The 24,297-nt window shown below is 47.5% G+C and carries 24 protein-coding genes; 1 reads left to right on the top strand and 23 read right to left on the bottom strand.

Annotated features, from left to right (window positions below):
- Positions 1 to 283 precede the first annotated feature (283 nt).
- The 13 genes from BUB44_RS01710 to BUB44_RS01765 form a co-directional block, all read right to left on the bottom strand.
- Positions 284 to 1,675: an oxaloacetate decarboxylase subunit alpha gene (locus BUB44_RS01710; protein WP_073162722.1), complete on the bottom strand. Its 1,392-nt coding sequence runs from the start codon at positions 1,673 to 1,675 to the stop codon at positions 284 to 286.
- Positions 1,676 to 1,703: 28 nt separating this feature from the next.
- The gene (mdh, locus tag BUB44_RS01715; RefSeq protein WP_073162724.1) at positions 1,704 to 2,636 is read right to left on the bottom strand and encodes a malate dehydrogenase; all 933 of its coding nucleotides are present in this window, start codon (positions 2,634 to 2,636) and stop codon (positions 1,704 to 1,706) included.
- Between the two features lie 42 nt (positions 2,637 to 2,678).
- Positions 2,679 to 3,122 carry a biotin/lipoyl-containing protein gene (locus BUB44_RS01720; RefSeq protein WP_073162725.1) on the bottom strand — a complete coding sequence of 148 codons (444 nt, stop codon included), beginning with the start codon at positions 3,120 to 3,122 and terminating at the stop codon, positions 2,679 to 2,681.
- A 30-nt stretch (positions 3,123 to 3,152) separates the two neighbouring features.
- The gene (locus tag BUB44_RS15200; protein WP_131821567.1) at positions 3,153 to 3,350 is read right to left on the bottom strand and encodes a hypothetical protein; all 198 of its coding nucleotides are present in this window, start codon (positions 3,348 to 3,350) and stop codon (positions 3,153 to 3,155) included.
- 20 nt (positions 3,351 to 3,370) lie between these two features.
- Positions 3,371 to 4,906, bottom strand: a complete 1,536-nt coding sequence (locus BUB44_RS01725; protein WP_073162727.1) for an acyl-CoA carboxylase subunit beta — start codon at positions 4,904 to 4,906, stop codon at positions 3,371 to 3,373.
- A gap of 17 nt (positions 4,907 to 4,923) precedes the next feature.
- Positions 4,924 to 5,334, bottom strand: coding sequence for a methylmalonyl-CoA epimerase (gene mce, locus BUB44_RS01730; RefSeq protein WP_073162728.1), 411 nt, complete (start codon positions 5,332 to 5,334; stop codon positions 4,924 to 4,926).
- Positions 5,321 to 5,755, bottom strand: a complete 435-nt coding sequence (locus BUB44_RS01735) for a cobalamin B12-binding domain-containing protein (protein WP_073162730.1) — start codon at positions 5,753 to 5,755, stop codon at positions 5,321 to 5,323. The genes mce and BUB44_RS01735 overlap by 14 nt, the downstream gene beginning before the upstream one ends.
- A 20-nt stretch (positions 5,756 to 5,775) precedes the next feature.
- Positions 5,776 to 7,446, bottom strand: a complete 1,671-nt coding sequence (locus tag BUB44_RS01740) for an acyl-CoA mutase large subunit family protein (protein ID WP_073162732.1) — start codon at positions 7,444 to 7,446, stop codon at positions 5,776 to 5,778.
- A 20-nt stretch (positions 7,447 to 7,466) separates the two neighbouring features.
- Positions 7,467 to 8,333 carry a succinate--CoA ligase subunit alpha gene (gene sucD / locus BUB44_RS01745; RefSeq protein WP_073162733.1) on the bottom strand — a complete coding sequence of 289 codons (867 nt, stop codon included), beginning with the start codon at positions 8,331 to 8,333 and terminating at the stop codon, positions 7,467 to 7,469.
- Positions 8,334 to 8,366: 33 nt separating this feature from the next.
- Positions 8,367 to 9,482, bottom strand: coding sequence for an ADP-forming succinate--CoA ligase subunit beta (gene sucC, locus BUB44_RS01750; protein ID WP_073162735.1), 1,116 nt, complete (start codon positions 9,480 to 9,482; stop codon positions 8,367 to 8,369).
- A 26-nt stretch (positions 9,483 to 9,508) separates the two neighbouring features.
- Positions 9,509 to 10,063, bottom strand: a complete 555-nt coding sequence (locus BUB44_RS01755) for a Fe-S-containing hydro-lyase (protein ID WP_073162737.1) — start codon at positions 10,061 to 10,063, stop codon at positions 9,509 to 9,511.
- A 30-nt stretch (positions 10,064 to 10,093) separates the two neighbouring features.
- Positions 10,094 to 10,936, bottom strand: coding sequence for a fumarate hydratase (locus tag BUB44_RS01760; RefSeq protein ID WP_073162739.1), 843 nt, complete (start codon positions 10,934 to 10,936; stop codon positions 10,094 to 10,096).
- Between the two features lie 259 nt (positions 10,937 to 11,195).
- Positions 11,196 to 12,902, bottom strand: coding sequence for a sigma 54-interacting transcriptional regulator (locus tag BUB44_RS01765; RefSeq protein WP_073162741.1), 1,707 nt, complete (start codon positions 12,900 to 12,902; stop codon positions 11,196 to 11,198).
- 161 nt (positions 12,903 to 13,063) lie between these two features.
- Here BUB44_RS01765 and lexA point away from each other — a divergent pair, with 161 nt between their 5' ends.
- Positions 13,064 to 13,672 carry a transcriptional repressor LexA gene (lexA, locus tag BUB44_RS01770; protein WP_073162743.1) on the top strand — a complete coding sequence of 203 codons (609 nt, stop codon included), beginning with the start codon at positions 13,064 to 13,066 and terminating at the stop codon, positions 13,670 to 13,672.
- 34 nt (positions 13,673 to 13,706) lie between these two features.
- On the opposite strand, the gene BUB44_RS01775 is transcribed toward lexA, so the two are convergent.
- From BUB44_RS01775 to BUB44_RS01820, 10 genes are all read right to left on the bottom strand, one after another.
- The gene (locus BUB44_RS01775) at positions 13,707 to 14,348 is read right to left on the bottom strand and encodes a DUF1847 domain-containing protein (protein WP_073162744.1); all 642 of its coding nucleotides are present in this window, start codon (positions 14,346 to 14,348) and stop codon (positions 13,707 to 13,709) included.
- Positions 14,349 to 14,495: 147 nt separating this feature from the next.
- The gene (locus tag BUB44_RS01780) at positions 14,496 to 15,716 is read right to left on the bottom strand and encodes a Coenzyme F420 hydrogenase/dehydrogenase, beta subunit C-terminal domain (RefSeq protein ID WP_073162746.1); all 1,221 of its coding nucleotides are present in this window, start codon (positions 15,714 to 15,716) and stop codon (positions 14,496 to 14,498) included.
- 49 nt (positions 15,717 to 15,765) lie between these two features.
- Positions 15,766 to 16,470 (bottom strand): ABC transporter ATP-binding protein, encoded by a 705-nt coding sequence (locus tag BUB44_RS01785; protein WP_073162747.1) that lies wholly within the window; start codon positions 16,468 to 16,470, stop codon positions 15,766 to 15,768.
- Positions 16,463 to 17,182, bottom strand: a complete 720-nt coding sequence (locus BUB44_RS01790; RefSeq protein WP_073162749.1) for an ABC transporter ATP-binding protein — start codon at positions 17,180 to 17,182, stop codon at positions 16,463 to 16,465. The genes BUB44_RS01785 and BUB44_RS01790 overlap by 8 nt, the downstream gene beginning before the upstream one ends.
- 1 nt (position 17,183) lies before the next feature.
- Complete coding sequence (locus BUB44_RS01795; RefSeq protein WP_073162751.1) at positions 17,184 to 18,152, bottom strand: branched-chain amino acid ABC transporter permease; 969 nt, start codon at positions 18,150 to 18,152, stop codon at positions 17,184 to 17,186.
- Between the two features lie 6 nt (positions 18,153 to 18,158).
- Positions 18,159 to 19,034 carry a branched-chain amino acid ABC transporter permease gene (locus tag BUB44_RS01800; RefSeq protein ID WP_073162752.1) on the bottom strand — a complete coding sequence of 292 codons (876 nt, stop codon included), beginning with the start codon at positions 19,032 to 19,034 and terminating at the stop codon, positions 18,159 to 18,161.
- Positions 19,035 to 19,101: 67 nt separating this feature from the next.
- The gene (locus tag BUB44_RS01805) at positions 19,102 to 20,328 is read right to left on the bottom strand and encodes an ABC transporter substrate-binding protein (RefSeq protein ID WP_242655798.1); all 1,227 of its coding nucleotides are present in this window, start codon (positions 20,326 to 20,328) and stop codon (positions 19,102 to 19,104) included.
- A 302-nt stretch (positions 20,329 to 20,630) separates the two neighbouring features.
- The gene (locus BUB44_RS01810) at positions 20,631 to 21,668 is read right to left on the bottom strand and encodes a TRAP transporter substrate-binding protein (RefSeq protein ID WP_073162754.1); all 1,038 of its coding nucleotides are present in this window, start codon (positions 21,666 to 21,668) and stop codon (positions 20,631 to 20,633) included.
- A 169-nt stretch (positions 21,669 to 21,837) separates the two neighbouring features.
- Complete coding sequence (locus BUB44_RS01815; protein WP_073162756.1) at positions 21,838 to 22,524, bottom strand: response regulator; 687 nt, start codon at positions 22,522 to 22,524, stop codon at positions 21,838 to 21,840.
- Between the two features lie 35 nt (positions 22,525 to 22,559).
- Complete coding sequence (locus tag BUB44_RS01820; RefSeq protein WP_073162758.1) at positions 22,560 to 24,158, bottom strand: ATP-binding protein; 1,599 nt, start codon at positions 24,156 to 24,158, stop codon at positions 22,560 to 22,562.
- Positions 24,159 to 24,297: the final 139 nt, after the last annotated feature.

Below are 24,297 nucleotides of genomic sequence, written 5' to 3' on the forward strand. Positions count from 1 at the left end.
CCGTCCCTTGGCAGCCTGGGATTTCGCTGTGTTGTGCCAGCTCATCCGAACGGCTTAGCCTCTTATGGGGTTCTTGTTCATCGGGCCGTGGTTTTGCCGCCGGCGCACCGATCCGATTCCACCTCACGATGGACACCCTTGCCTTTGGCTAGCAGACTTGTGCTGCCTCGCCTGCACCTGCCTTTCGCCACCAAGTTAACGCCCATGCCGGGCGCACACAAAAAGCGCCAGCATATCGCCGGCGCTCAACAAGTGACTCCAGGGGAGTTTTGTCCACATATATTTAAGCGGGGTAGAATTCACTGCCCTGGGCAGCCAGTTCCAGGTCCACTTTTAACTTTTTGGCCAGGCGTTCTTTTAAAAACTGAGGTGCAATCTGCGGGAAGAGGGCCACTGAAATAACATCTTCCTCCTTTTGCATATAAGGAGCCGCTTCTTTGCGGGCAGCAGGCAATCCGGGCTCCAGCATGTCTGCCGGCCGGCAGGTAATGGGCTTTTCATCACCAATGATCATTTTACGTACTTCCTCATCCACCGGGGCTGGAGGCTGGCCATAGTATCCCCGCATGTATTGTTTAACTTCATTGGTAGGCAGTTTATAACGGCCAAATAACACATTAAGCACAGCCTGGGTACCCACAATCTGACTGGAAGGAGTCACCAGAGGCGGATAGCCAAATTCTTTGCGTACCCGTGGCAGTTCCTCCAGCACTTCGGGTAAGCGATGGAGAGCATTTTGCTGGCTGAGCTGGGAAATAAAGTTGGACATCATCCCGCCAGGAATTTGATAAATCATAACGTTGACATCAACATTTGGTGACGCCACATCAAATTCCTTATAATGCTTACGCACTTCCTTAAAATACTCAGCAATTTCAGAAAGCAGTTTTAAATCCAGCCCCGTATCGTAAGGCGTACCCTGCAGGGCGGCTACCATGGTTTCAGTAGCTGGCTGGGATGTTTGCAAGGCCATGGTGGAAATGGCGCAGTCAATGATATCTACTCCTGCATCTATAGCCCGCAGGTAAGCCATAGAAGCCATACCACTGGTGTAATGGCAATGAAGCTGCACCGGTATCTTCAATACTGATTTCCATTCTTTAATAATTTCATAGGCAGGTTGAGGAGCGAGAATACCCGCCATATCTTTTAAACAGATGGAATCAGCACCCATTTCCTCCAGGGTCTTGGCGGTTTTTACGTAGTACTCCAGATCATGAACGGGACTGATGGTATATACTACCGTAGCCTGGGCATGGGCACCTTCTTGTTTAACCACCTCAATAGCTTTTTGCATATTGCGCACGTCATTCAAGGCATCAAAGATGCGGAAAATATCCAACCCGTTATAAACCGTCTTTTTAATAAATTCAGTAAGAACGTCATCAGGATAATGTTTATAGCCCACCACGTTCTGACCCCGCAGGAGCATTTGCAGGGGGGTTTTCAAATGACGGCGCAATATACGCAACCGCTCCCAGGGATCTTCATTGAGAAAACGCATGCACGCATCAAAAGTGGCTCCACCCCAAACTTCCAGTGAATGAAAACCCACCTTATCCAGTTTCTCACAAATGGGTAACATATGCTCTATGCGCATACGGGTAGCCAGGAGAGACTGGTGACCGTCCCGCAGGGTGGTATCGGTGATTTTAACTTTCCTTGGTTCAGTCATTTCTATCCTCCCCTCAACCGGCAAGATTTTAAAGCTGCGGCAATACCTCCATCAATCTGCGCACGGAATTTGCTGACTTATCCAGGGCAGCCTTTTCTTCGGGCGTAAGCTCAATTTCAAGCACCTTTTCTACACCGTTCCCGCCAATAATGGCCGGTACACCAAGGTAAATATCGTTGTAACCGTATTCCCCTTGCAAATAAGCAGCCACAGGCAAGATTCTCTTCTTATCCTTTAAAACAGCTTCAACCATTTGTATGACGGAGGCACTGGGAGCGTAATAAGCGCTGCCGGTCTTCAAGTAGTTAACAATTTCACCGCCGCCCTTACGGGTCCTTTCCACCATGGCTGCAATACGCTCAGCAGGAATCAGCTTCTCAATGGGGATTCCCCCGGCATAAGTGTACCGCACCAGGGGTACCATATCATCACCGTGGCCACCCATGACAAAGGTGGTAACATCCTCGAAGGAGATACCCAGTTCCAGGGCAACAAAAGTGCGGAAACGTGCTGAGTCTAGCACACCCGACATGCCGAAAACCCGGTTGGGCGGAAAACCGCTGGTTTTCAAAGCTACATAAGCCATTACATCCAGCGGGTTGGTTACCACAATAATATAGGCGTCAGGTGAATATTTAACCACTTGTTCGGTAACAGACTTAACAATTTTACAGTTCGTTGCCAGCAGGTCATCCCGGCTCATCCCCGGTTTGCGGGCAACGCCGGCGGTAATTATCACTATATCGGAGTCCCTGGTATCCTCGTAATTATTGGTACCGGTGATCAGGGCATCAAACCCTTCTACAGGTGCTGCTTCCATCAAATCCAGGGCCTTACCCTGGGGAACTCCTTCCACCACGTCAATAAGCACGATATCGCCCAGTTCTTTGGCTGCAGCCCAGTGGGCGCAGGTTGCACCTACGTTTCCAGCCCCGACGATGGTTATTTTGTTTCTCTTCAAAACCAGTCCCTCCTTAAAAGATTCCGTGAAAACTCTTTCATGTTAACCTATGATAACCAGAATATCGCCATTATTAACGGTTTGTCCCGGTTTTACCCTTACTTCCTTCACCGTCCCGGCTACCGGGGCAGTTATTTCGTTTTCCATCTTCATTGCTTCCAGGATTACCAGCGGGTCTCCCACCTTGACCTGGTCTCCCACTTTAACTTTAACGGCATTAATATTCCCGGGCATGGGAGCGGTAACCGTTCCTTCCCCGGCCGGAGCTACCGGTTTCGGGGCAGACGGAACGGCAGCCTGTGCCGGCGCCTGTGCCGGGGTGGTAGTGGCTGCTGCTGGAGGAGGCGCAGCCTGGGCCGGCGGAGCCGGGGGAGCAGCCGGGCGGCTCTGTACCACCTTCATACTTGGTGGAGCAGTTGCCTCCTGAATTTCCTGTACCTGAACTTCAAAGGGCTCTCCGTTAACCAGTACCTTAAACTTTTTCATTGTTTTCCCTCCTGTTTACCAAGCCCAAAACTATAAGCTATTTAAATCTCGACCAAGCATTAATTCGCGCAAACCGGCCATTTTCCAAGGGTTCATGCGTTTAAGAGAACGAACGGAAGCAATCCGGCTACCTTTGCTCAGATAGCCAGCAGCAACCAGGGCAGCAGTAATAGCCGCCACGACCTGAGGACGTACATTTATGGATACTACTGGCTTATTCAAAGCCACATTACGCAACCCCCTTTCGATTACACCGGCATGTTACCATGCTTTTTACGGGGCCTTGTTTCCCGCTTACCAGCCAGCGATTCCAGGGTAACAATTATTCTCGATCTGGTGTCACGGGGATCGATAACATCTTCTATATAACCCCTGGCGCTGGCTACATAAGGATTGGCAAACTTCTCCCGATATTCGGCGGTTAACCTGGCCCGCATTTCCATGGGGTTCTCCGCTTCAGCAATTTCTTTCCGGTAGATGATGTTCACGGCTCCCTCGGGACCCATCACGGCAATTTCGGCTGTTGGCCATGCAAATACAGCATCCGCTCTTAAGGAACTGCTGCACATGGCCAGATAAGCTCCCCCGTAAGCTTTTCTCAGGATAATGGTGATCTTGGGCACAGTGGCTTCGGAGTAAGCATAAAGCATCTTGGCCCCGTGCCGTATAATTCCACCATATTCCTGTGCAGTTCCTGGAAGGAAACCGGGTACATCCATAAAAGTAATCAACGGCAGGTTAAAACAGTCACAGAAGCGAACAAAACGGCTGATTTTATCGGAAGCGTTAATGTCCAGGCAGCCAGCCAGATAATCGGGCTGGTTGGCTACTATTCCCACGGCCTGCCCATTTATCCGGGCAAAACCAATTACAGCATTACGGGCATAAAGAGGCTGTACCTCAAGGAATTGTCCCCCATCCACAATCAGGTTAATTATCTTGCGCACGTCGTAAGACATATTCGGGTTATCGGGGATAATCTGCAACAGCTCTTCCGGATTGCCCACCGGTTCCTGGGGAGCATATAACGGGGGTTCTTCCAGGTTATTGGAAGGCAGATAACTCAGCAGCAAACGAACCATTTGCAGGCAGCTTTCTTCATCAGGGGCCATAAAATGAGCAACACCGCTGGTCTGGTTATGGGTGGCCGCCCCGCCCAGGGCTTCCATGGTCACCTCTTCACCGGTTACAGCCTTAATTACCTGCGGCCCCGTAATAAACATCTGGCTGGTACCTTGAACCATGAAAATAAAATCAGTCAATGCCGGTGAGTATACAGCTCCCCCTGCGCAAGGCCCCATTATCACGGAAATCTGGGGAATTACTCCGGAAGCAATGGTATTCCGGAAGAAAATCTCACCATAACCGTTCAGCGCATCCACACCTTCTTGGATACGCGCTCCACCGGAATCGTTCAAACCTACCACCGGTGCCCCAGTCTTCATGGCCAGATCCAGTATGTGACATATTTTGGCAGCATGGACGCGCCCCAGTGACCCTCCGGCTACTGTAAAATCCTGGGCAAAAATGTAAACTTTACGCCCGTCAACTTTACCGTAACCGGTTACCACACCTTCGCCGGGATTTTTAAGATTAGAAATATCGGGATCGCCGGCAAAGGTATTTATTTCAACAAAGGTACCGGGATCGAAAAACATTTCAATCCGTTCCCGCGCAGTCCTCTTACCGGCTTCATGCTGCTTCTCGATACGTTTTGGTCCACCGCCCGCATGGATTTTTTCACGCAGTTGTTTTAGCTGTTCCAACCTCTCCTGCATACCCAATGGCTTCCCCTCCCCTTTTAATCTTCACGTTCGCACAATTCCACCAGCGTCCCAAAGGTGGACTTGGGATGAAGAAAAGCAATCCTGGCCCCTCCGGCGCCCCGGCGAGGCTTTTCATCAATAAGCCGCACACCCTTAGCTTTTAACTCCTCAAGAACCTGCTCCAGATTATCCACCCGGAAGGCAATATGCTGGATACCTTCGCCATTTTTCTCAATAAACCGGGCAATAGGACCATCCGGAGTCGTGGACTCCAGGAGTTCCACTTCACTGTCACCGGTAGGCAAAAATGCAACCTTTACTTTTTGCTCCTCGACCACTTCGGTGCCTGTCACTTTTAACCCCAGAAGTCCTTCATAAAACTCAATGGCCCTGGCCAGATCTTTCACAGCGATACCCACGTGATCAATTTTTTTAATCTTTATCATCGTTTTCCCTCCCTTTGGGGAATCTTTTAGCCACCTCTTCCCGAATAAAACGGATTATTTCCGTGGTGGGGGTACCGGGGCCAAAAATTTCCGCAATTCCCGCTTCCTTTAAAAGAGGGATATCCTCATCGGGAATAATGCCCCCACCTACTACCAGTATGTCATCAGCTCCCTGAGCCCGTAAACCTTCTACAACGGCCGGGAACAGGTGCATGTGCGCCCCCGAGAGAATACTCAAACCTACTACCTGCACGTCCTCCTGGAGCGCCGCTTCTACAATTTGCTCGGGAGTCTGTCGCAAACCGGTATATATAACTTCCATTCCGGCATCCCGCAGAGCCTGTGCTATAACTTTAGCTCCCCGGTCATGGCCGTCAAGGCCCGGCTTGGCCACCAGGACCCGAATGGGCCGTTCACTCATCCTGTTTTTCCCTCCTTACCTTAAAAGACAATTTGCTGGCGGTATTCTCCAAAAACTTCCCGCAGTGTATCGCAAATTTCTCCCAGAGTAGCATAAGCTTTCACGGCATCAATGAATAGGGGCATCAAGTTTTCCTTGGTAGATGCCGCTTCCCGCAGGTTGCTTAATACCTTTTTAACCTTCTGGTTGTCCCGGCGCGCCTTCAATGCCCGCAACTTGGCCGTCTGGCGTTCTGCCACTGCCGGATCAACCTTTAACAGATTCTTGGGCTTTTCGTATGCCATCTGGAACTTGTTTATGCCAATAACTACCTTTTTACCGCTTTCTATATCCATCTGATAGCGATAAGCACTATCCTTAATTTCTTTTTGCATAAACTCGATGGCCTCGGGAGCACCGCCCAGCTCATCTATCTTTTTAATGTAGGCCATGGCCTTTTCTTCAATTTCATTGGTCAGGCTTTCAATATAGTACGAACCGCCCAGAGGATCCACCGTATCGGTAACGCCAATCTCGTATCCTATTACCTGCTGCGTCCGCAAAGCTATAAGCACCGACTCATCGCTGGGCAGGGCCAGAGCTTCGTCGTAAGAGTTGGTATGCAGGGACTGGGTGCCTCCCAGCACTGCGCTCAAGGCTTCAAAAGCCGTCCGCATAATATTTACCATCGGTTGTTGAGCCGTCAGGCTGCAACCCGCAGTTTGAGTATGGAAGCGCAACATCCAGGAGCGAGGATTCTTGGCCCCAAACCGTTCCTTCATGATCCTGGCCCAGAGCCGCCTGGCGGCCCGGAACTTGGCAATTTCCTCGAAAAAGTTCAAGTGAGCGTTAAAGAAGAAAGACAGGCGGGGAGCAAAATCGTCCACATTTAACCCGGCATCAATAGCCGCCTGGACATAGGCAATGCCATCGGCCAGGGTAAAGGCTACCTCCTGCACCGCCGTGGAGCCGGCCTCCCGGATATGGTAGCCGCTGATGCTGATGGTATTCCAGCTGGGAACATTCTTGGAACAATAAGCAAAGATATCAGTAATCAGGCGCATGGATGGACCCGGCGGGAAAATATAGGTTCCCCTGGCAATGTATTCTTTCAAGATATCATTTTGTATGGTCCCATTGAGCTTATCAGGTGTAACACCCTGCTTTTCTGCCACAGCTATATACATGGCCAGCAGGACAGCAGCCGGTGCATTAATGGTCATGGAGGTGCTCACTTTGTCCAGGGGAATTCCCTCGAACAGGGTTTCCATATCCTCCAGGGAATCAATAGCTACCCCTACCTTGCCCACCTCGCCCCGGGCCAGGGGATGATCCGAATCATAACCAATTTGGGTGGGAAGGTCAAAAGCCACGCTCAAGCCGGTCTGCCCCTGCTCCAACAAATAACGGAAACGGGCATTGGTTTCCTCGGCTGTACCAAAACCAGCGTACTGACGCATGGTCCACAGACGACCCCGGTACATGTTGGGCTGTACTCCGCGGGTAAAAGGGTATGAACCAGGAAAACCGAGATCCCGCTCGTAATCAAGATCAGCTATATCCTCCGGAGTATACAGGGTCTTTATTTCAATGCCCGAATCAGTAGCAAAGCTCGCCTGTCTTTCCGGTCTCTTTTTTACCTGAGCTTCCAGCCGCTCCTGGTACTCCCTGGTCGCTGCCCGGATGCTTTCCAATTTTTCTTTTTCGAACATCCATCTCCCTCCCTAAAAGCTCAACCCAGAGCTTCCTTAATTAACTCCGGAACCTCAAATGGCAGAGTAGCTACCCGGGCACCGGCAGCCGTAAGTGCCTTAACCTTGCCCTCAAAAGTGCCTTTTCCCCGTTCAATGATCGCCCCGGCATGGCCCATGCGTTTACCGGGCGGTGCACTCTTTCCAGCAATATAAGCTACAACAGGTTTGGTCATTTTCTTAATAAACAGGGCAGCCTCTTCTTCCGCATTACCTCCAATTTCACCAACCAGCACCACGGCTCTGGTCTCCGGGTCCCTTTCAAATTTCTCCAGCACATCCACAAAGGATAAACCAACAACCCGGTCGCCACCCAGGCCAACTACCGTTGATTGTCCCAAGCCGCTGGCTGTTAAGTTGGCAACAATCTCATAAGTCAAGGTACCGCTGCGCGCTACAACACCAATGTGACCCGGCACAAAAAACTGGTTGGGCGGAATGCCAATCTTACACCGTCCCGAAGAAACAATCCCAAAGGTATTGGGGCCAATTATTATTGTGCCCCGCCGCCGGGCAAAAGCAATTATCTCCATTTCATCATGAACAGGAATATGCTCGGTTATAATAACCACTACTCGTATTCCCGCAGCAATGGCCTCAAAAGCAGCATCTTTGGCAAAGGGCGCCGGAATGAAAAGCACGGAAGCATCGATCTGGTGGTTTTCCATGGCTGCAGCCACGGTATCATACACAGGAACTCCTTCCACTGTCTGGCCACCCTTACCCGGTGAAACCCCGGCAACAATCCGGGTTCCATAGGCCAGCATCTGTTTGGTATGAAACGTACCCTGGTTACCTGTAATCCCTTGAACCAGAACACTGGTTTTTTCACCAACTATAATGGCCACTCCTGACCGCTCCTTCCTTCTCGGAGGTATTCTTCAGTTCTGGGCTCTGGCCAGTTCCACAGCCTTGGCCGCAGCCTCATGCATAACTTTATAAGCTTCAATGCCGTGTTCCCTGAGTAGACGCACACCTTCTTCTTCGTTGGTACCAACCAGTCGAATTACTACTGGAACATTGATTCCTTTCTCCTGCTTCACCTTTACCAGAGCCCTGGCCACATCGTCACACCGGGTAATACCCCCAAATATATTGATAAATATCACTCTGGGATTGGTGGACAGGAGAATTTCCAGGGCTTTTGCGGTAGCCTCCATTCCGGTGCCACCACCGGCATCCAGAAAGTTGGCAGGGGCACCACCATAATGCTGGATAATATCCAGAGTACCCATGGTAATACCTGCGCCATTAGCCATCACAGCTATATTCCCATCCAGCTGGACATAAGAAAGTCCCAGGGCGTGGGCCTGCCGCTCGGCCTCGGTACGGTCATCAACCACTGGCAAGTCCTTTTGCCGGTAAAGAGCCTCGTCGTCGATGGTAACCTTAGCATCGGCAGCTATTAACTTCTCACCGCTTAAAACCAGCGGGTTAATTTCCACCAGCTCGGCATCCTTTTCCCGGAAAATACGGTAAAGGATTGGCAATAACCGGCTGAATTCTTTAGCCACAGCACCGCTTACACCCAGCCGGCGGCATACTTCCCGGCACAAATATGGCTGGATGCCCAGGCAAACATCCAGGTGTTCCTTGACAATAAATTCGTCGGGGACCTCTTCTATATCCATACCACCCTGGGCAGAAGCTATTAAAACGGGCGCTTTGGCCGCTCCATCCACGGTAATGGCTACATAAAACTCGTGATCAATGGCCAGTTTTTCTTCCACCAGGATCATTTCTACCTTTAATCCCTGGACAGTCATACCCAGAACCTGAGCAGCAGCCTCGCGGGCCTCTTCAGGTGTATCGGCGAACTTTATCCCGCCCCCTTTACCACGCTTACCCGATAGCACCTGGGATTTAATTACCACCGGTGCCCCAATTTCCGCCGCTACTGCTGCTGCTTCCTCCGGCGAGGTAACCATTTTGCCCCGCGGTATGGTCAAACCATACCGATTAAAAAGCTCTTTACCCATGTATTCATAAAGTTTCACAGCATTTCCCCCTTTATCACCAGCCGTTACCGGCCGGCATAGATCTTTACACCCTCATCATACAGGTCAGCACCCAGAACATCATTTACCACAATCACCGGAAAATCCTCTACTATTAATTCGTGGATAGCCTCCGGTCCCAGCTCCGGATAGGCTACAACACGACACGATTTGATCGCCCGGGCCAGCAATGCCGCTGCACCACCCACAGCGGCGAAATAAACAGCCTTGTACTGTTTTATAGCTTTAATTACTTCCGGAGAACGTTTTCCCTTACCTATCATACCTTTTAAACCCAGGGCAATTAACCGCGGCGCATAAGGGTCCATCCGGCCACTGGTGGTTGGCCCGGCAGAACCAATCACCCGGCCAGGTTTAGCTGGCGAAGGTCCCACGTAATAAATAACCTGTCCTTCCAGGGGGATGGGTAATTTTTCTCCCCGGTCCAGCAGTTCCACCATTTTCTTGTGGGCCGCGTCGCGAGCTGTATAGAGCACACCATTTAGCAAAACCCGCTGACCAATACGCAGCTTTTCTACCACCTCATCGGTAAGGGGCGTTGTCAGCCTAATCTGGGGCAAAACTTTCTACCTCCCAAAACACAATACTCGCTAAAGTACCGCTTCTTTATGTCGACTGGCATGGCAATTAATATTTACGGCTACCGGCAGGCTGGCTATATGACATGGATAGACTTCTACGTGTACTGCCAGAGCAGTGATACGGCCGCCCAATCCTTGAGGCCCGATACCCAAGTTATTTATAGCCTCCAAAAGCTCCTTCTCCAGGGCAGCAATTTCAGCATCAGGATGGGGCTGGCCCAAAGGACGCAGAAGGGCTTCCTTGGCCAGCAGGGCAGCTTTTTCAAAGGTACCACCGATCCCAACACCAACCACCACTGGCGGACAGGGATTGGGTCCAGCTGCCCTAACCTGCTCGATGACAAAATTCTTAACCCCCTCCACTCCCTCAGCCGGTTTAAGCATACGCAGCCCGCTCATGTTTTCGCTGCCGCCACCCTTAGGCGCGACAACAATCCTGAGTTTGTCGCCGGGAACAATACGGGTGTGAATAACAGCCGGTGTATTATCTCCTGTATTTTTACGGCGCAGGGGATGATCAACAATCGATTTGCGCAGGTAGCCATCCCGGTAACCCCGGCGTACTCCCTCGTTAACAGCTTCGTACAGGTCCCCTCCGGTAATCATTACTTCTTGCCCTATTTCCAGAAATACAACGGCAAAACCGGTATCCTGACACATGGGGACCTGTTCTTCCCTGGCAATACGGGCATTCTCCAGCAGCTGCTGCAGGACATCCTTTCCCGTTAACGATATTTCCTGTTCCAGAGCTTCATTAAATGCCCTTAATACATCTTCCCCCAGCTCATAGTTTGCTTTCTGACACAGTTCGGCTACCGTAGCAGTGATGGTAGCAGCGTCTATTAAGCGCAAAAAGTTTTTCCCTCCTTCCAATTATTTAAGCAACTATTTCACAAGAGCAATTTTTATACCAAATCAGAATAAAACATACAAATAAGCAAAAATGCGATATTAGAGCACCTGGAGGCAATTTCTAATCTTTATAAACGTACAGGGCGCCAGTTATTATTTCTAAAAATTATAAAGAATGGCTGGAGGCACTTATAATCTCTAATGTAAAAACGGTGAACATTTTCTTATATTTAGAATTAGTCTAAAATTCCAAATCCTATCAGTTAGTAAAATCTTCAATTCTGCTTTTCTTTAATTTGTTATAAAGAGTAGCCAGAGAAATATTCAATGCTTGAGCAGCCCGTCGTTTGCCTTCTACACTGGTACCATATTTTGCTATGGCTTTCTTGATCAGTAGCTGTTCCATCTGATCGATGGGAATAAGTTCTATATCTTTTTCTGGACAGGCCTTAAACTGATTTATATGTTGAATAAAATGTTTTTTGGTAAAAATCTCCTCATCCACAGTTACCATTATCCGTTCAAAAACATTTTCCAGTTCCCGGATATTTCCCGGCCAATCATAACTATAAAGAATCTCCTCGGCATCCCTGGATAAACCTTTGACTTTCTTACCCAATTTTCTATTTAATTTAATAATCAAATGGTTTATTAAAATAGGTAAATCTTCTTTCCTTACCCGTAAAGGCGGTATGGTAATTTCAACCACATTTAAACGATAGTACAGGTCTTCTCTAAACTTACCCTGGCGGATTAACTCCCGAAGATTACGGTTGGTAGCCGCAATAACCCGCACATCAACTTTAATGGTCTGAGTACCACCAACCCGCTCAAATTCCATTTCTTGCAATACCCGGAGCAGTTTCCCCTGTAAATTAAGATTCATGTCACCAATTTCATCGAGAAAAATAGTTCCGCCATGGGCCAGTTCAAATTTACCAATTTTAGATTTAACTGCCCCGGTAAAGGCTCCTTTGGCGTAACCGAAAAACTCGCTCTCTAAAAGACTATCCGGGATGGCTGCACAATTAACTTTTATAAATGGCTTATCCCTGCGGGGGCTGGCATGATGGATGGCATGAGCGAACAACTCTTTCCCTGTGCCACTTTCTCCAAGCAGGAGGACGGTAGAATTTGTACGGGCTGCCCTTTCGGCCACCTGGATACAGCGGCGTAGCTCAGCACTATTCCCCAGTATATCGGCAAAAGTATACTTGCTGGTGGTAACCTGGCCGAATTTATCGGAGAGATTCTCAATAATACTGGTGCTCTGGCGCAGTTGTTCCATTAAATTCATAACGTCAGTAAAGTGCTGAAAAACCACCACCGCTCCTTCCATCTTGCCATCCACAAAAATGGGAGCAGCATTGGAAATTACTTCCGCATTACTCCCTCCCACTTTGGTACGGTGTCCCACCACACTACGGCCAGTGCGCAGTACCGTGGCCAGGGCCCCGTCGGGGGAAGCTTCGAAGATATTCTGACCAATCCTTTCCTTCTCACTGATACCGGTAATACGGGTAAAGGCCGGGTTAACGTACTTAATAACCCCGCGGGAATCCGCCACTTCAATGGCCTCCTGGACCGAATCGAGGATGGCGGCCAGCTCACCTTGCACCCGCCGTGCTTCCAGCAACTTCTCCTTTTCTTTTAAAACGGCCAGCATTAGATCCAGGGCCCGGGCCTCCATGATAGACATTCCCCGTGGTTTTACCCGGTGCAGGTGCAGCTGGACCTCCGGATCTCCGGTAGCCTCGATCAAAACATCTATGCCGGGTAAACGCAACAATTCTCCATAATCAGCAGTGGTAAAAACCCCATCTGCGGCCGCAGCCTTTATCCCCGGAGATGAAAGATCGGGATCGGCTACCCCCAAAATCTGTACATCCTTTACGGCTTTCAGCATACGGTAAATGGAATAACCATCCTCATTGCCCCCGATAATGGCTACGGATAACCTGGGCATACCACTTCACCTTCTACGTGGTCCAGAATTTAAAGGTTTATTTCGACGCTTATCTTCTATTCCCTTCTAAAAAATAAAATATAATAATAAAATCCGAACAATTGTTTTTTCCTTATTCGCTCTATGATATAATCCAAAAAAAAAGGAGGTTAATGGTCACCATGAACTCCGACCTTACCCCCAGGGAAAAGATAATTTTAGAAACAATCAAAAAGTGTATACATAATAAAGGATACCCACCTTCGGTACGGGAAATAGGTCAGGCAGCGGGACTTAAATCCAGTTCCACAGTACATTATTATTTAAAGCGATTGGAGGAAAAAGGTTTAATAAGGCGCGACCCCACCAAACCCAGGGCTTTGGAATTACGGGAACACACTTTGCCTGTAAATCAACCCATACGGATGATTCCCCTGCTGGGTAGAGTGGCAGCGGGAGAACCCATCCTGGCTGTGGAATTCCAGGAGGACGTTTTTCCCCTGCCGGCCAGCTTTACCGGAGAGGGTGAGTTCTTCATGCTTACTGTCCGGGGCGACAGCATGATTGAAGCCGGCATCCTTGACGGGGACCTGGTGGTGGTAAGGCGCCAGTCCAGCGCAGATAACGGGGATATTGTGGTAGCTCTTGTGGAGGATGAGGCCACGGTTAAAAGATTCTTCCGGGAAGACGACCATATTCGCCTGCAGCCGGAAAACAAGGCCATGTCACCCATTAGAGTAAAAAACCCGCTTATTCTGGGCAAGGTGGTGGGCCTGCTGCGTAAACTTTAAATTAAACCCGTTTTCCTATCCTTTTAATCCGATTTTAATCCGACTTTTTACAGGCTGCCAGTTTCGGAGCATAATAATGGGCGGCATAGATAGCTCCCAGAGGGTTATGGGCCAGCACCCGATCCTTGACCGCCAGAACGGTAACCGGTGCTGCCGAATACTTGATAAATAAACTGTCGTGGCCCACGCAAAGACCAAGTAAAACGTTCAACTCCGTCCCGGCCCGGTTTAACAAGTAGGCCTGGGCGACGGGATTGCATATGGGTTCAAATTGACCGGGGCGAACCTTTTGCTCTTCGCGTATACCCAATAATTCCTTGGGTTTGGAGCCGGTTTTGCACATTACCGATGCAACGACAAATCCTGCCTGTTGAAATATCTTTGTCACCTGTGCTGCTTCCCTGCGCAATCCGACGCAGAAAGCCAGGCCCAATTTAGTAAATCCGGCCATACGGCTGAACTGGATGATCTCTTCCAGCCTGCTCCACCTGCGGTAACCGGCGGACTCAGTTAAGGCCGAGTTAAGGGCCAGATTGGCTGCAACCGGATCCTGCCGGTATTCTCTATCGGCTTCCTCAAAAACATTACCTGCAGTATTCATGGGGCAGTGCTCCGGAATTTTTTCCGTCTGACCCGTATAGCAAGCGTAGATTCCACACTCTGCGCACCGCAGCATCATGACTCACTCCTTTACATAAAAAATAAAGATAATGGTAACCGGGCTTGGTAATTTTCTTAGGAAATTCCTCGACTCTCTTTCTCCCAACGTTATATAACGGCGATTATATTGACTCCAGAGTATGACCTAAGAACTTTATCGTACCTACTGTTTAAAACTATCACCCCTCTCGGGAGCTAGGTGTAATTCCCGAGGAAAGGGCTTGCTGTTGATTTCCAGGTAATAATTCGGTACAGGCCAACCAAAATGACGTCGTTGTCTTAAGCGGAAAGCGGCAGCATGCTTTTTTAATTCATAACCTATCCCAGCAGCCAGAGAATCAGCTTTCAATGAAATTGTTTCCACATAACCGCTTTTTTCCGCCCCCTCCAACAACTCCTCACCCGCTGGAGTACGTACCAGACAGGAAGATACTCCCACCAAATCTCGCTTTTCCCGCACCCGTGGCCTCCAGTAATCCCCTACTGACAAATCTGCCAATTCCGCAGACCAGTCTACACACATTTCACAACGATCCCGTTTATATGCAGGCATGAGATGATGGTACATATACTGATGGCGATCCAAAAGCAACTTCCGCCCATCCTTGAGTTCTACCGTCAGGTGACCCGGCCAATCACCGTCCCGGTAGTTCAAAGAAGTAATATCTTCTAGCTTCTCCACCTTTAAATGTTCTACCAGGAGGTGGTAAGTACCCTCAAAATAAAACTGGGAAGCACAGAAAAGCCCCACTGTTAACACCACCGCCCGGGATAGATATGCAGGCTGACCGTGATACTGCATCTTGCGCAAGCCGTGGATCTGACACGGCAGGCCCACTACCGCTAAGCGACGGTAACCTTCTTTATAAGCCCGGTTTAAAAGGGCACTTACTGGTACACAAGCGTATTTACTCTGGGCTGCGGCCAGGAGTTGCTGGCGGGTTACTGCCAGCTTTGCCTCGGTACGCCAGGGCTGGTCCGGCCGATATCCGGCCACTAGAGCACAATCAACAAGCCCCTTTTCTAGAGCATAAATCAGCAGAGCCGTGACCAATCCTCCGCTAGCACCATGTTTCCTGATATCCCTGTCGACTGCACAGCCAGCCCGCGCATAGCGGTACACACCAAGGTCGGGAATTTTTTCTTCCCTCACACGCCCAAAAACAAATTGTTCTAAAAGGGGAATATTAACCTCCTCTCCCGGACATATAATTGTGCATAAACCGCAACCTGTACAGCTACCAATTAATTCCGGTAGTGGTTCGTTGTCTTTATAGCCCCATCCAATAGCTCCTGCAATACATATTCCTGCACAAGTACCGCAGGCCGTACATAAACCCCGCTGGATAACCCGATTCTGTAATTCGACAAATGAATCACTCAAAACGTTTACCTCCCTGTATCTATATCCAAAAAAGAAAGAGGCTTAAAGGTTAAATACCCAGGTACGCCTCTTTAACATGCTGGTTATTCAACAGTTCAGTACCGATGCCATGAAGAGTTACCCTCCCGTTCTCCAGTACATAGGCCCGGGTACACATCTTCAAAGCATGCATAATATTTTGTTCCACCAGTAAAACTGTAATACCCCGCCGGTTAATCTCCTTGACAATTTCAAACACCTGATTAACAAGAACAGGTGCCAATCCCAAAGAAGGTTCATCCAACATCAGAAGTTTAGGCAGAGCCATCAAACCTCTTCCAATGGCCAGCATTTGCTGCTGACCACCGCTTAAAGTTCCCGCTTCTTGATTTTGTTTTTCTTTTAATATGGGGAAGAGAGAGAAAACCCACTCCATAGTTTCCTTTCTCTTTTTCTTAGCTTCTGGTAATAGCGAGCCCATTTCCAGATTTTCCTTCACACTCATTTCAGGAAAAAGTCTTCTCCCCTCTGGTACATGGGCAATACCTAACTCAGCGACCCTGTGAGCCGGTATTCTGGTGATCTCTTTTCCCAAAAAATAAATGTTCCCACTATGGGGGCGCAATAAACCAGAAATAGTATTTAAAATGGTGGTTTTACCGGCACCATTAGCACCTAAAAGGGCCACCAGCTCTCCTTCCATTACTTCAAAAGTAACGTCCCACAACACCTGCATATCTCCATATGAAACGCTGACATTATCTACTTTAAGCATAGGCCTCACCTAAATATGCTTTTATTACCTCCGGATGATTGGCTACTTCCCTTGGTGTTCCCAAAGCAATTTCCCGGCCGAAACTGATAGCCAGAATTCGGTCAGAAATACCCATTATTACTTTCATTATGTGTTCTACAATGATAATAGTAATGCCAATTTCCCTTATCTTTAAAATTATATTAATTGCTTCTTCCGTTTCTTTTGGATTTAAACCGGCTGCTGTTTCATCTAGGAGTAAAAGCTTTGGTTCCGTAGCCAGGGCACGAGCAATTTCCAGACGCTTTCTATCAGCAATAGTTAAATTTTTTGCATCCATATCCTTACGGTGGTAGAGGCCGCAAAACTCCAGAACTTCTAAGGCCTTACTCCTGGCTTTAGAAATACTAGTAGTGTGCAGAAAAGCTCCGGCCATTACATTCTCCAGAACAGTCATTCTTTTCAAGGGTTTAACTACTTGAAAAGTTCTGCCTATGCCAAGGGCACAGATTTTATGGGGCGGCAAACCATCAATGCGACGTCCTTGAAAGTAAATTTCTCCAGAAGTTAAAGGATAAAAACCATTAATCAGGTTAAAAATAGTTGTTTTTCCCGATCCATTGGGCCCAATCAATCCCAAAATTTCTCCCTGTTTTACGGTAAAACTAATATCGTTTACGGCTCTTAAACCACCAAAATTTTTAACAATATTTTTGACTTCTAAAAAGCTCATTTTAATTACCCCCAGCCACCATAGCTTTTTTGTCTTGCCTGATAAAGAGGCGCTTTAGAGTACCCAGTTCTCCAATTATACCATTGGGCATAAAAAGTATTACCAGGCAAACAATAATGCCAAAGGCCAGTACATTGGCCGAACCCAGCCAGGCCCGGAAAAGCTCACTTAAAGCTATATAAATAGCCGCACCTATGGAAGGCCCTAACAGTGTAGCCACCCCACCCATCATTACCACCAGAATGACCATTACAGATATATCACTAAGAGAAAAAACCACATGCGGGTCAATAAAGGCAATATAGTTCATATAAAAAGCACCTACCAGTCCTGCTATAAAGGCACTGGGTAGCAGAGCGAACATCTTATACCTAGTGGTAGGAATCCCCAGGGACTCAGCTGCATCCTGGTCCTCTCTGATGGATACAAAATAATAACCCAGTTTTGATTTAATCATACGATCCACAATAATTAAGGAAATTCCCCATATCAAGAAAGCAATAAAGTAATAAGGAATCTTGGTAGAAAAGGTGTTGAGGATTAAAATTCCTTGAGCACCATTGGTTAGGGAAACCCAGTTGGTAAAAACCAATCGGAATATTTCCCCCAGAGCCAGCGTGGCCAGGGCAAAATATGGCCCACGCAAGCGAAAACAAACTAAACCTATAGGTATAGCTACCACCATGGATATAACAGGACCCAGGGCTAATCCCCACCATGGAGAAACGTTCAGGTGAAAAATCAATAGTCCGGCAGAATAGGCTCCTAAACCAAAAAAAGCAGCATGACCAAAAGAGACCTGTCCCGCATATCCACCCAGGAGGTTCCATGCCGTTCCCAGTGTGGCCCAGATAAATATCATAATTATGATATGCTGAAAATAAGGGGCTTTGATTACAAAAGGAAGTGCAATTGCCATTATAATAACTATTGTCGGTACTACCAATTTTTTATAACCTGTTGAAATCATTTATGCTCACCTCCTGGTAAAGCTCCTAAAACCACCTGGAAGGAACAACAAAACCAGCAGAAAAATGATCAAACCAACCACATCTTTATATCCCATAGAAATGTAGGTAGCTCCTAAAGATTCAGCAATGCCCAGGGTGAGTCCCCCTAAAATTGCACCCATTGTACTCCCCATCCCCCCTAAAATAGTAATAATAAATGCCTTGGCAGTAAAAAGATGTCCAATATCAGGCCAAAGATAAAATAGGGGAAGCAGCAGAGAACCACCCGCAGCTGCAAGTGCTGAGCCAATGCCAAATGTAATCACTGTAATTCGGGAAGCATTCACGCCCATATAAATAGCTGCGTCCCTATCCTGCGCTGTTGCCCTGATAGAACGGCCCAGATCTGTCCGGGTAAGAAAGAGGTGCAACAACCATGTAAGGATCATGGCTATTAAAAAACCAAAGGTCATAGGAATACTAATTGATATGTCGCCCAGAAAAAAGGTTTTGGTAGAATAACTGGTCACTACCGAACGATAATCTGATTTAAAGATTAACCGCATTGTTTCAGTCAAAACCAGCATAATACCTACAGTTAATAGCACCTGATTTTCTGGTAAGATAGAATCAACTTCCACTAACCGGTTAATTAAATATTTTTGAATTAAACAACCAATTAAAAAGAGAGCCGGCATAGAAATAAACATACCCAGGTAAGGATCTATTCCCCATTCTTTAAAACAAAAATAAGTAATATACATTCCTACCATTACTAAAGCACCATGCGCCAAGTTAATAATCTTCATTACACCCATAATCAGAGTCATACCAATAGCGATTAGAGCATACATGGCACCCAAAAGAATACCACATATTATTGTCTGTAAAAATAACGACATATAAGGCTTACCTCCCATGCTTTAGAGGAGCAGGGGGGATGTACCCCCTGCTCATAAAGCTTCTCTACTATCTTTCGTTCCACTTGGGGACGGGAAAAACCAGTTTTCCTGAAGCAGCTTCTTCAGGCCAGACCACTTCGAGTTTCCCCTTTTGCCATTGCACTACATAGGTAGTAGGTCTATCCTGGTTGGTATAACCTTCCCAATCTTCAAACTTTATAGGTCCCATTATCGTCATCATATCGGTTTCTTTTAAGGCCTTCTGGATACCTGCAGGAGTGAAATCTTTGGCCCGTGCTAAAGCATCAGCAATTATATACATTGTGGCATAGGCCTGAGCACCGTGATAATCCGGTTCTTTCCCATATTTCTCCTTGTACTTATTAAAATAATCACTGGCCCCTTTCCAGGTAACACTGGGAACCCACAGCGTTGTTGAAGCTATATATTCAGCAGCACTCCCTGCATTTTCTAAAAATTCAGGCATGGTATAACCTGCTGCTCCCCCAACAAATAACCTGGGATTAAAGTCCAGTTCCCTCATCTGTTTAACTATTAAAGAAGCATCCATTACATAAGAAACAGCAAAAACAACATCAGGATTAGCTTTTTTCATGTTGGCCAGCATGGGTTTAAAATCAATGGCACCTTTTTCATAACTCTGGTCAAAAACTATTTTGATTCCTCTAGCTTTACAGTCATTCCGGAAGGCCTCGGCAGAGCTAGTACCAAAATCAGTGTTCTCATAAATAATAGCTACATTCCGCGGTTTAATCTGCTTATCAAATAAATCCCACAGGGCAGAAGTATATTTGCTGGACGGCGCGGCAGCTCCCCTGAACACCCATTGCCAGCCCTGTTTGGTAATCTTATCGGCAGAACCGGTAACAATAAGGAAAGGAATGCCTTTTGACTGGGCTGTCCCCGCAATAACGTTAGTATTGGCACTGCTGTAGCCTCCGCTGAGCATAACTACCTTATCCTGGTTAATTAGTTTTTCAGCAGCAGCTTTGGCGGCATCCTGTCTGCTCTGGTCATCTTCAAATATTAGCTTGATTTCCTTCCCGTTAATTGTAGTCTTGCCTGCCGCCTTTAATTCTTCATAGGCCATCTCCATGGAATTTTTTTCCATAGTGCCAAACATGGCTTCAGTTCCGGTCAAAGGGAGGATAACACCTATCTTGATTACATCTTGAGCTTCTTGTCCCTGCTGTGTCCCTCCTCCACACCCGGCTATAACAGTAACACCCAGAACCATTAACAGAACAGTTAAAATAGCCAGGCATTTTTTCACTTTTTATACCTCCTTTGCCCTCTATCTCTAAAAGCAGATAAAACCAGCGATATCTCAAATCAGTCATAATAGTCAGAAAACATTTCCCGCTTACGACCTACGCAGCAAAATTTTAATTCATATTTATTTCCAGGTAATATGATCACTCCTACTCCTATTCTGAGTAACCGATTATCAGGTATCAGCCCCCTCTCTCATTTCTTCTGACCAGCTGCCATGATAATTTTTCTCCGCTCTCACCCCCTCTAGTTCTAGTTCAATTTAAAGTTACCTAAATATGTTCTTTTACGTCTTATTAAAATCTAGGGTAGTGTTCTCTTTGTTCTTAAAGCTTCCTCTATAAGTTCATTACCGATAACAGATCTAAATTGTTGGTAAAGGTGGGCAAACACCGCTTGCCATTCGTCCCTTTCCGAGGGAGTCTGAATATGTATTTTTACTTCACCGGAAGACTTTATTTTTTCAAAATTCTTCCTATTTAATTTTGCTGCCTGTTCCCTTTCCCACAAAGTAACCTCGGCCATAGTTTCTTCAATCACTTTACGTATATCGGAAGGCAATGAGAACCAGAATTTTTTATTTATAAGAACCACATAACCCATATAACCATGGTTACTTACAGTAAGATATGGCTGAGTTTCATAAAAACGCTGGGAATAAATGTTAGATACAGTATTTTCCTGGCCATCCACCTGACCTTTAGAAAGCGCGTCATAAACATCACTAAAAGGCATCTGTATGGTATCTGCTCCCAAGCTATGAAACTGCTCTTCCAGCACTTTACTGTTAATCATTACCCTGAAAGTTAATCCCTTAAAATCTTCTGGATGCACCACGGGCCTTTTGCTATTGGTTATTTGTTTGAATCCATTATCCCAAAAAGCCAGGGGATAAATATTATAAGGTTCAAGGGTAGCAAATAGCTTTTTGCCTAACTCTCCATCCAGCGCCTTATGCACCTGTTCTTCGTTCTCAAAAAGATATGGTAAATCCAGTAGCTGCCACTGGGGAGCCAGGCTGCTCAATTTGGATGTGGTAGGGGCAATGATCTGGACCGCACCTTTCTGCAGGGCGTCCAGTTCCTCTCCATCCTTGTACAGCACCGAGTTGGGAAAAACCTGAACCTCTACCCGCCCCCCTGTCCGCTCCTCTACCAGCCGGGCAAACCGCCGGGCCGCCTGCCCTTTAGGGGTATCCTCGGCCACCACGTGGGAAAACTTGATTACAATCTTTTCCCGGGGATCTACCTGTTCCCCGTCGGGCCCGCGCCGGTCGCATCCCGTGGTGATCAAGACCACCGCCATAAAGAACAACAACCATTTCTTTGCCCAATCAAGCATGGCCGACCACTGCAACCTCCTTTACGGAGTGACCCCGGGAAGCAAATCCCAATTCAGTAATATGTTAATTGCTCCAGTTTTCTGACATCTTGCCTTAATTCTACCCCCATTTACCATCAATTCGCAATATTGCGGCCATAAAGTTAATTTTGGTCTTTATGTTCAGCAGTTAAACTATCTTATATCTTTTGATGGGACGTCCCACTGAACCGTATTGCAATTCCACCGTCACCTTGCCCAGCTGGCTCAAATATTCTAAATACCGGCGGGCTGTTACCCTGGCCAGGCCCAGGGCAGCAGCCACCTCCTCAGCTGACAGAGATGCTTCTTCCTTTATAAGTAAAAGCAAAACCTGTTTTAAGGTAACTTCATTCAAACCCTTTGGCATCCCTTCGGCCTTCTCTTCAGTAGCTGTCACCGTTCTTCCCCGGGCCAGCCGATCAATATCATCTTGCTCCAGCAGATCTTTTTTATTTAAACGATTATATAAAAAAGCGAAATTTTCGAGGGCGCTTCGCAAGCGGTTAAATTTAAATGGTTTGATGATATAATCCACCGCTCCATAACGGAAAGCATTTTTTATGGTTTCTGCATCCTGAGCCGCCGTTACCAGCATTACATCGGTAGGCAAACCAAGCCGGCGAATTTCCTGCAGGGCAGCTAAACCACTCATATCCGGCAGGTAAACATCTAAAAGAGTCAGGGCGGGTTTTAACCGGGCTGCCAGCCTTACCGCTTCTTTCCCCGTACGGGCTACACCTACCACTTTAAAACCGGGTACGGCATTGACAAAACCCTGGTTTACTTCCACTACCATTGGATCATCCTCGACAATCAGCACATCAATGATGCCCACACGTTAACCCCCCATAAGTCACCTTATGGAAAAAATTATCTATGAAAGAATGGAACACGTACCATAACGGTGGTTCCTTCTCCCGGCCGGGAATGGATGGTAATTTTCCCCCCGGCAGTATCAACATGCCTTTTAACCAGGTAGAGACCTATTCCACGCCCGGCTCCTTTGGTTGAAAACCCCTGCTCGAAAACCCGATCCTGCAGATGCTCCGGTATACCTGCTCCCCAATCCCGTATCATAATCATCAACTCCCCTGAATCTTCACGCATTTCTAATTCCACTCGCCTGCGGGAAGGTTCCATGTCCCGGACGGCATCGAGGGCATTTTCCAGAAGGTTGCCCAGCACAACCCCAAGGGCAGCAGCATCCATACGGGACGGCAACCTCAATAACCGGCAGGAACGGTCAATAAGAAGGTCTACCTTTAGCTCCTTTGCCCGGCTGTATTTGCCCAATAATAAACCGGCTATACTGTAATCACAAATGTTTTTGGTCAGCAATCGGGTAAGTTCCTGCTGCTCTTCAGTAACTGCAAATATAAAGTCTATTGCTTCCTGTACCCGGTTTAACTGGAGTAATCCGGCAATGGTATGCAGACGATTTAGGTACTCATGGTTCTGTACCCGGAGAGCTTCTACAAATGATTTTACACCGGTTAACTCCTCAGCCAGCCGGTGCATTTCTGTACGATCCCTGAAAGAAATCAGGGCTCCCACAACTTCCCCATGCACCTTCACCGGTACCTGATTAACAATAACGATAGTATTATTATTTAAAACCTGTTCCTGGTTAAACTCGGGCTGACCCGTTTGCAATACCCGGGACAAAAAACTGGATGGGAGCACCTCGTCGACGCTCCGGCCCACCACATTATCATCCAGGCCAAGTAAGCGCTTGGCTTCTTCGTTAATCACAGTAATACGCATGTTCCTGTCCACAGCTACGATTCCCTCGCCCATAGCCTGCAACATGGCCGTGCGTTCTTCCAAAATACGGGCAATTTCCTCGGGCTCGAGAGCGAACATGGCTCCCTTAATCCTGCTGGCCAGGTAAAGAGAACCGAGCAAGCCTACCAGCAAACCCACGGCCAGGGAGGGATAAAGTTGAGCCTGGATAGCCTGATAAAGTTGAGTAAAGGTAGGGGTAATAATTCCTACTACCACTACTCCAACCTGTCGCGTGCCCTCATCCGTTTTTATGGGAGAAAAAGCACGAACGGCGGGACCCCTTATGCCGGCGGTACGGGTAATATATTCCTGGCCGGATAGAGCCCGGCCAAGGTCTCCACCCGAAAACTTACCCCCTATGCGTTCCGCTACCGGATGAGAGTAACGAATTCCGTTCATATCTACTACGACAATATATTCCACCCCTGTAGCCAGCCTGATTTTTTCAGCCAGAGGTTGAATAACACCGGCACCGCCAGGACGCCCCACGTTATTTTGTATAACCTCCATCTGAGCAAGGGTCCTGGCTATGGCCAGGGCACGTCTCCCCATCTCCTCTTCAATTAAATGGCAAACTTTAAATCCCATAAATATAACGGCTACCATGATGGCCACCAGCACCGACACATAAGATAAAATGGCCAACCTGGTACGCAAGGGCAAAATACGCCTGTAAACAATCAAATAAAGTATCTCCCTCCAAGAAAAATAAATGTTTAACCGAAATGTTAATTATTTCGATACCGCAGGAACCAAACCCTCCTTCCACTTCAAAAGTGACATATTTCAGCAGGAAAAAGCGCGGGAGGCAAGAAAATAGCTT

Origin of the sequence: Desulfofundulus australicus DSM 11792 (assembly GCF_900129285.1) — a bacterium.
GTDB lineage: Bacteria > Bacillota > Desulfotomaculia > Desulfotomaculales > Desulfovirgulaceae > Desulfofundulus > Desulfofundulus australicus.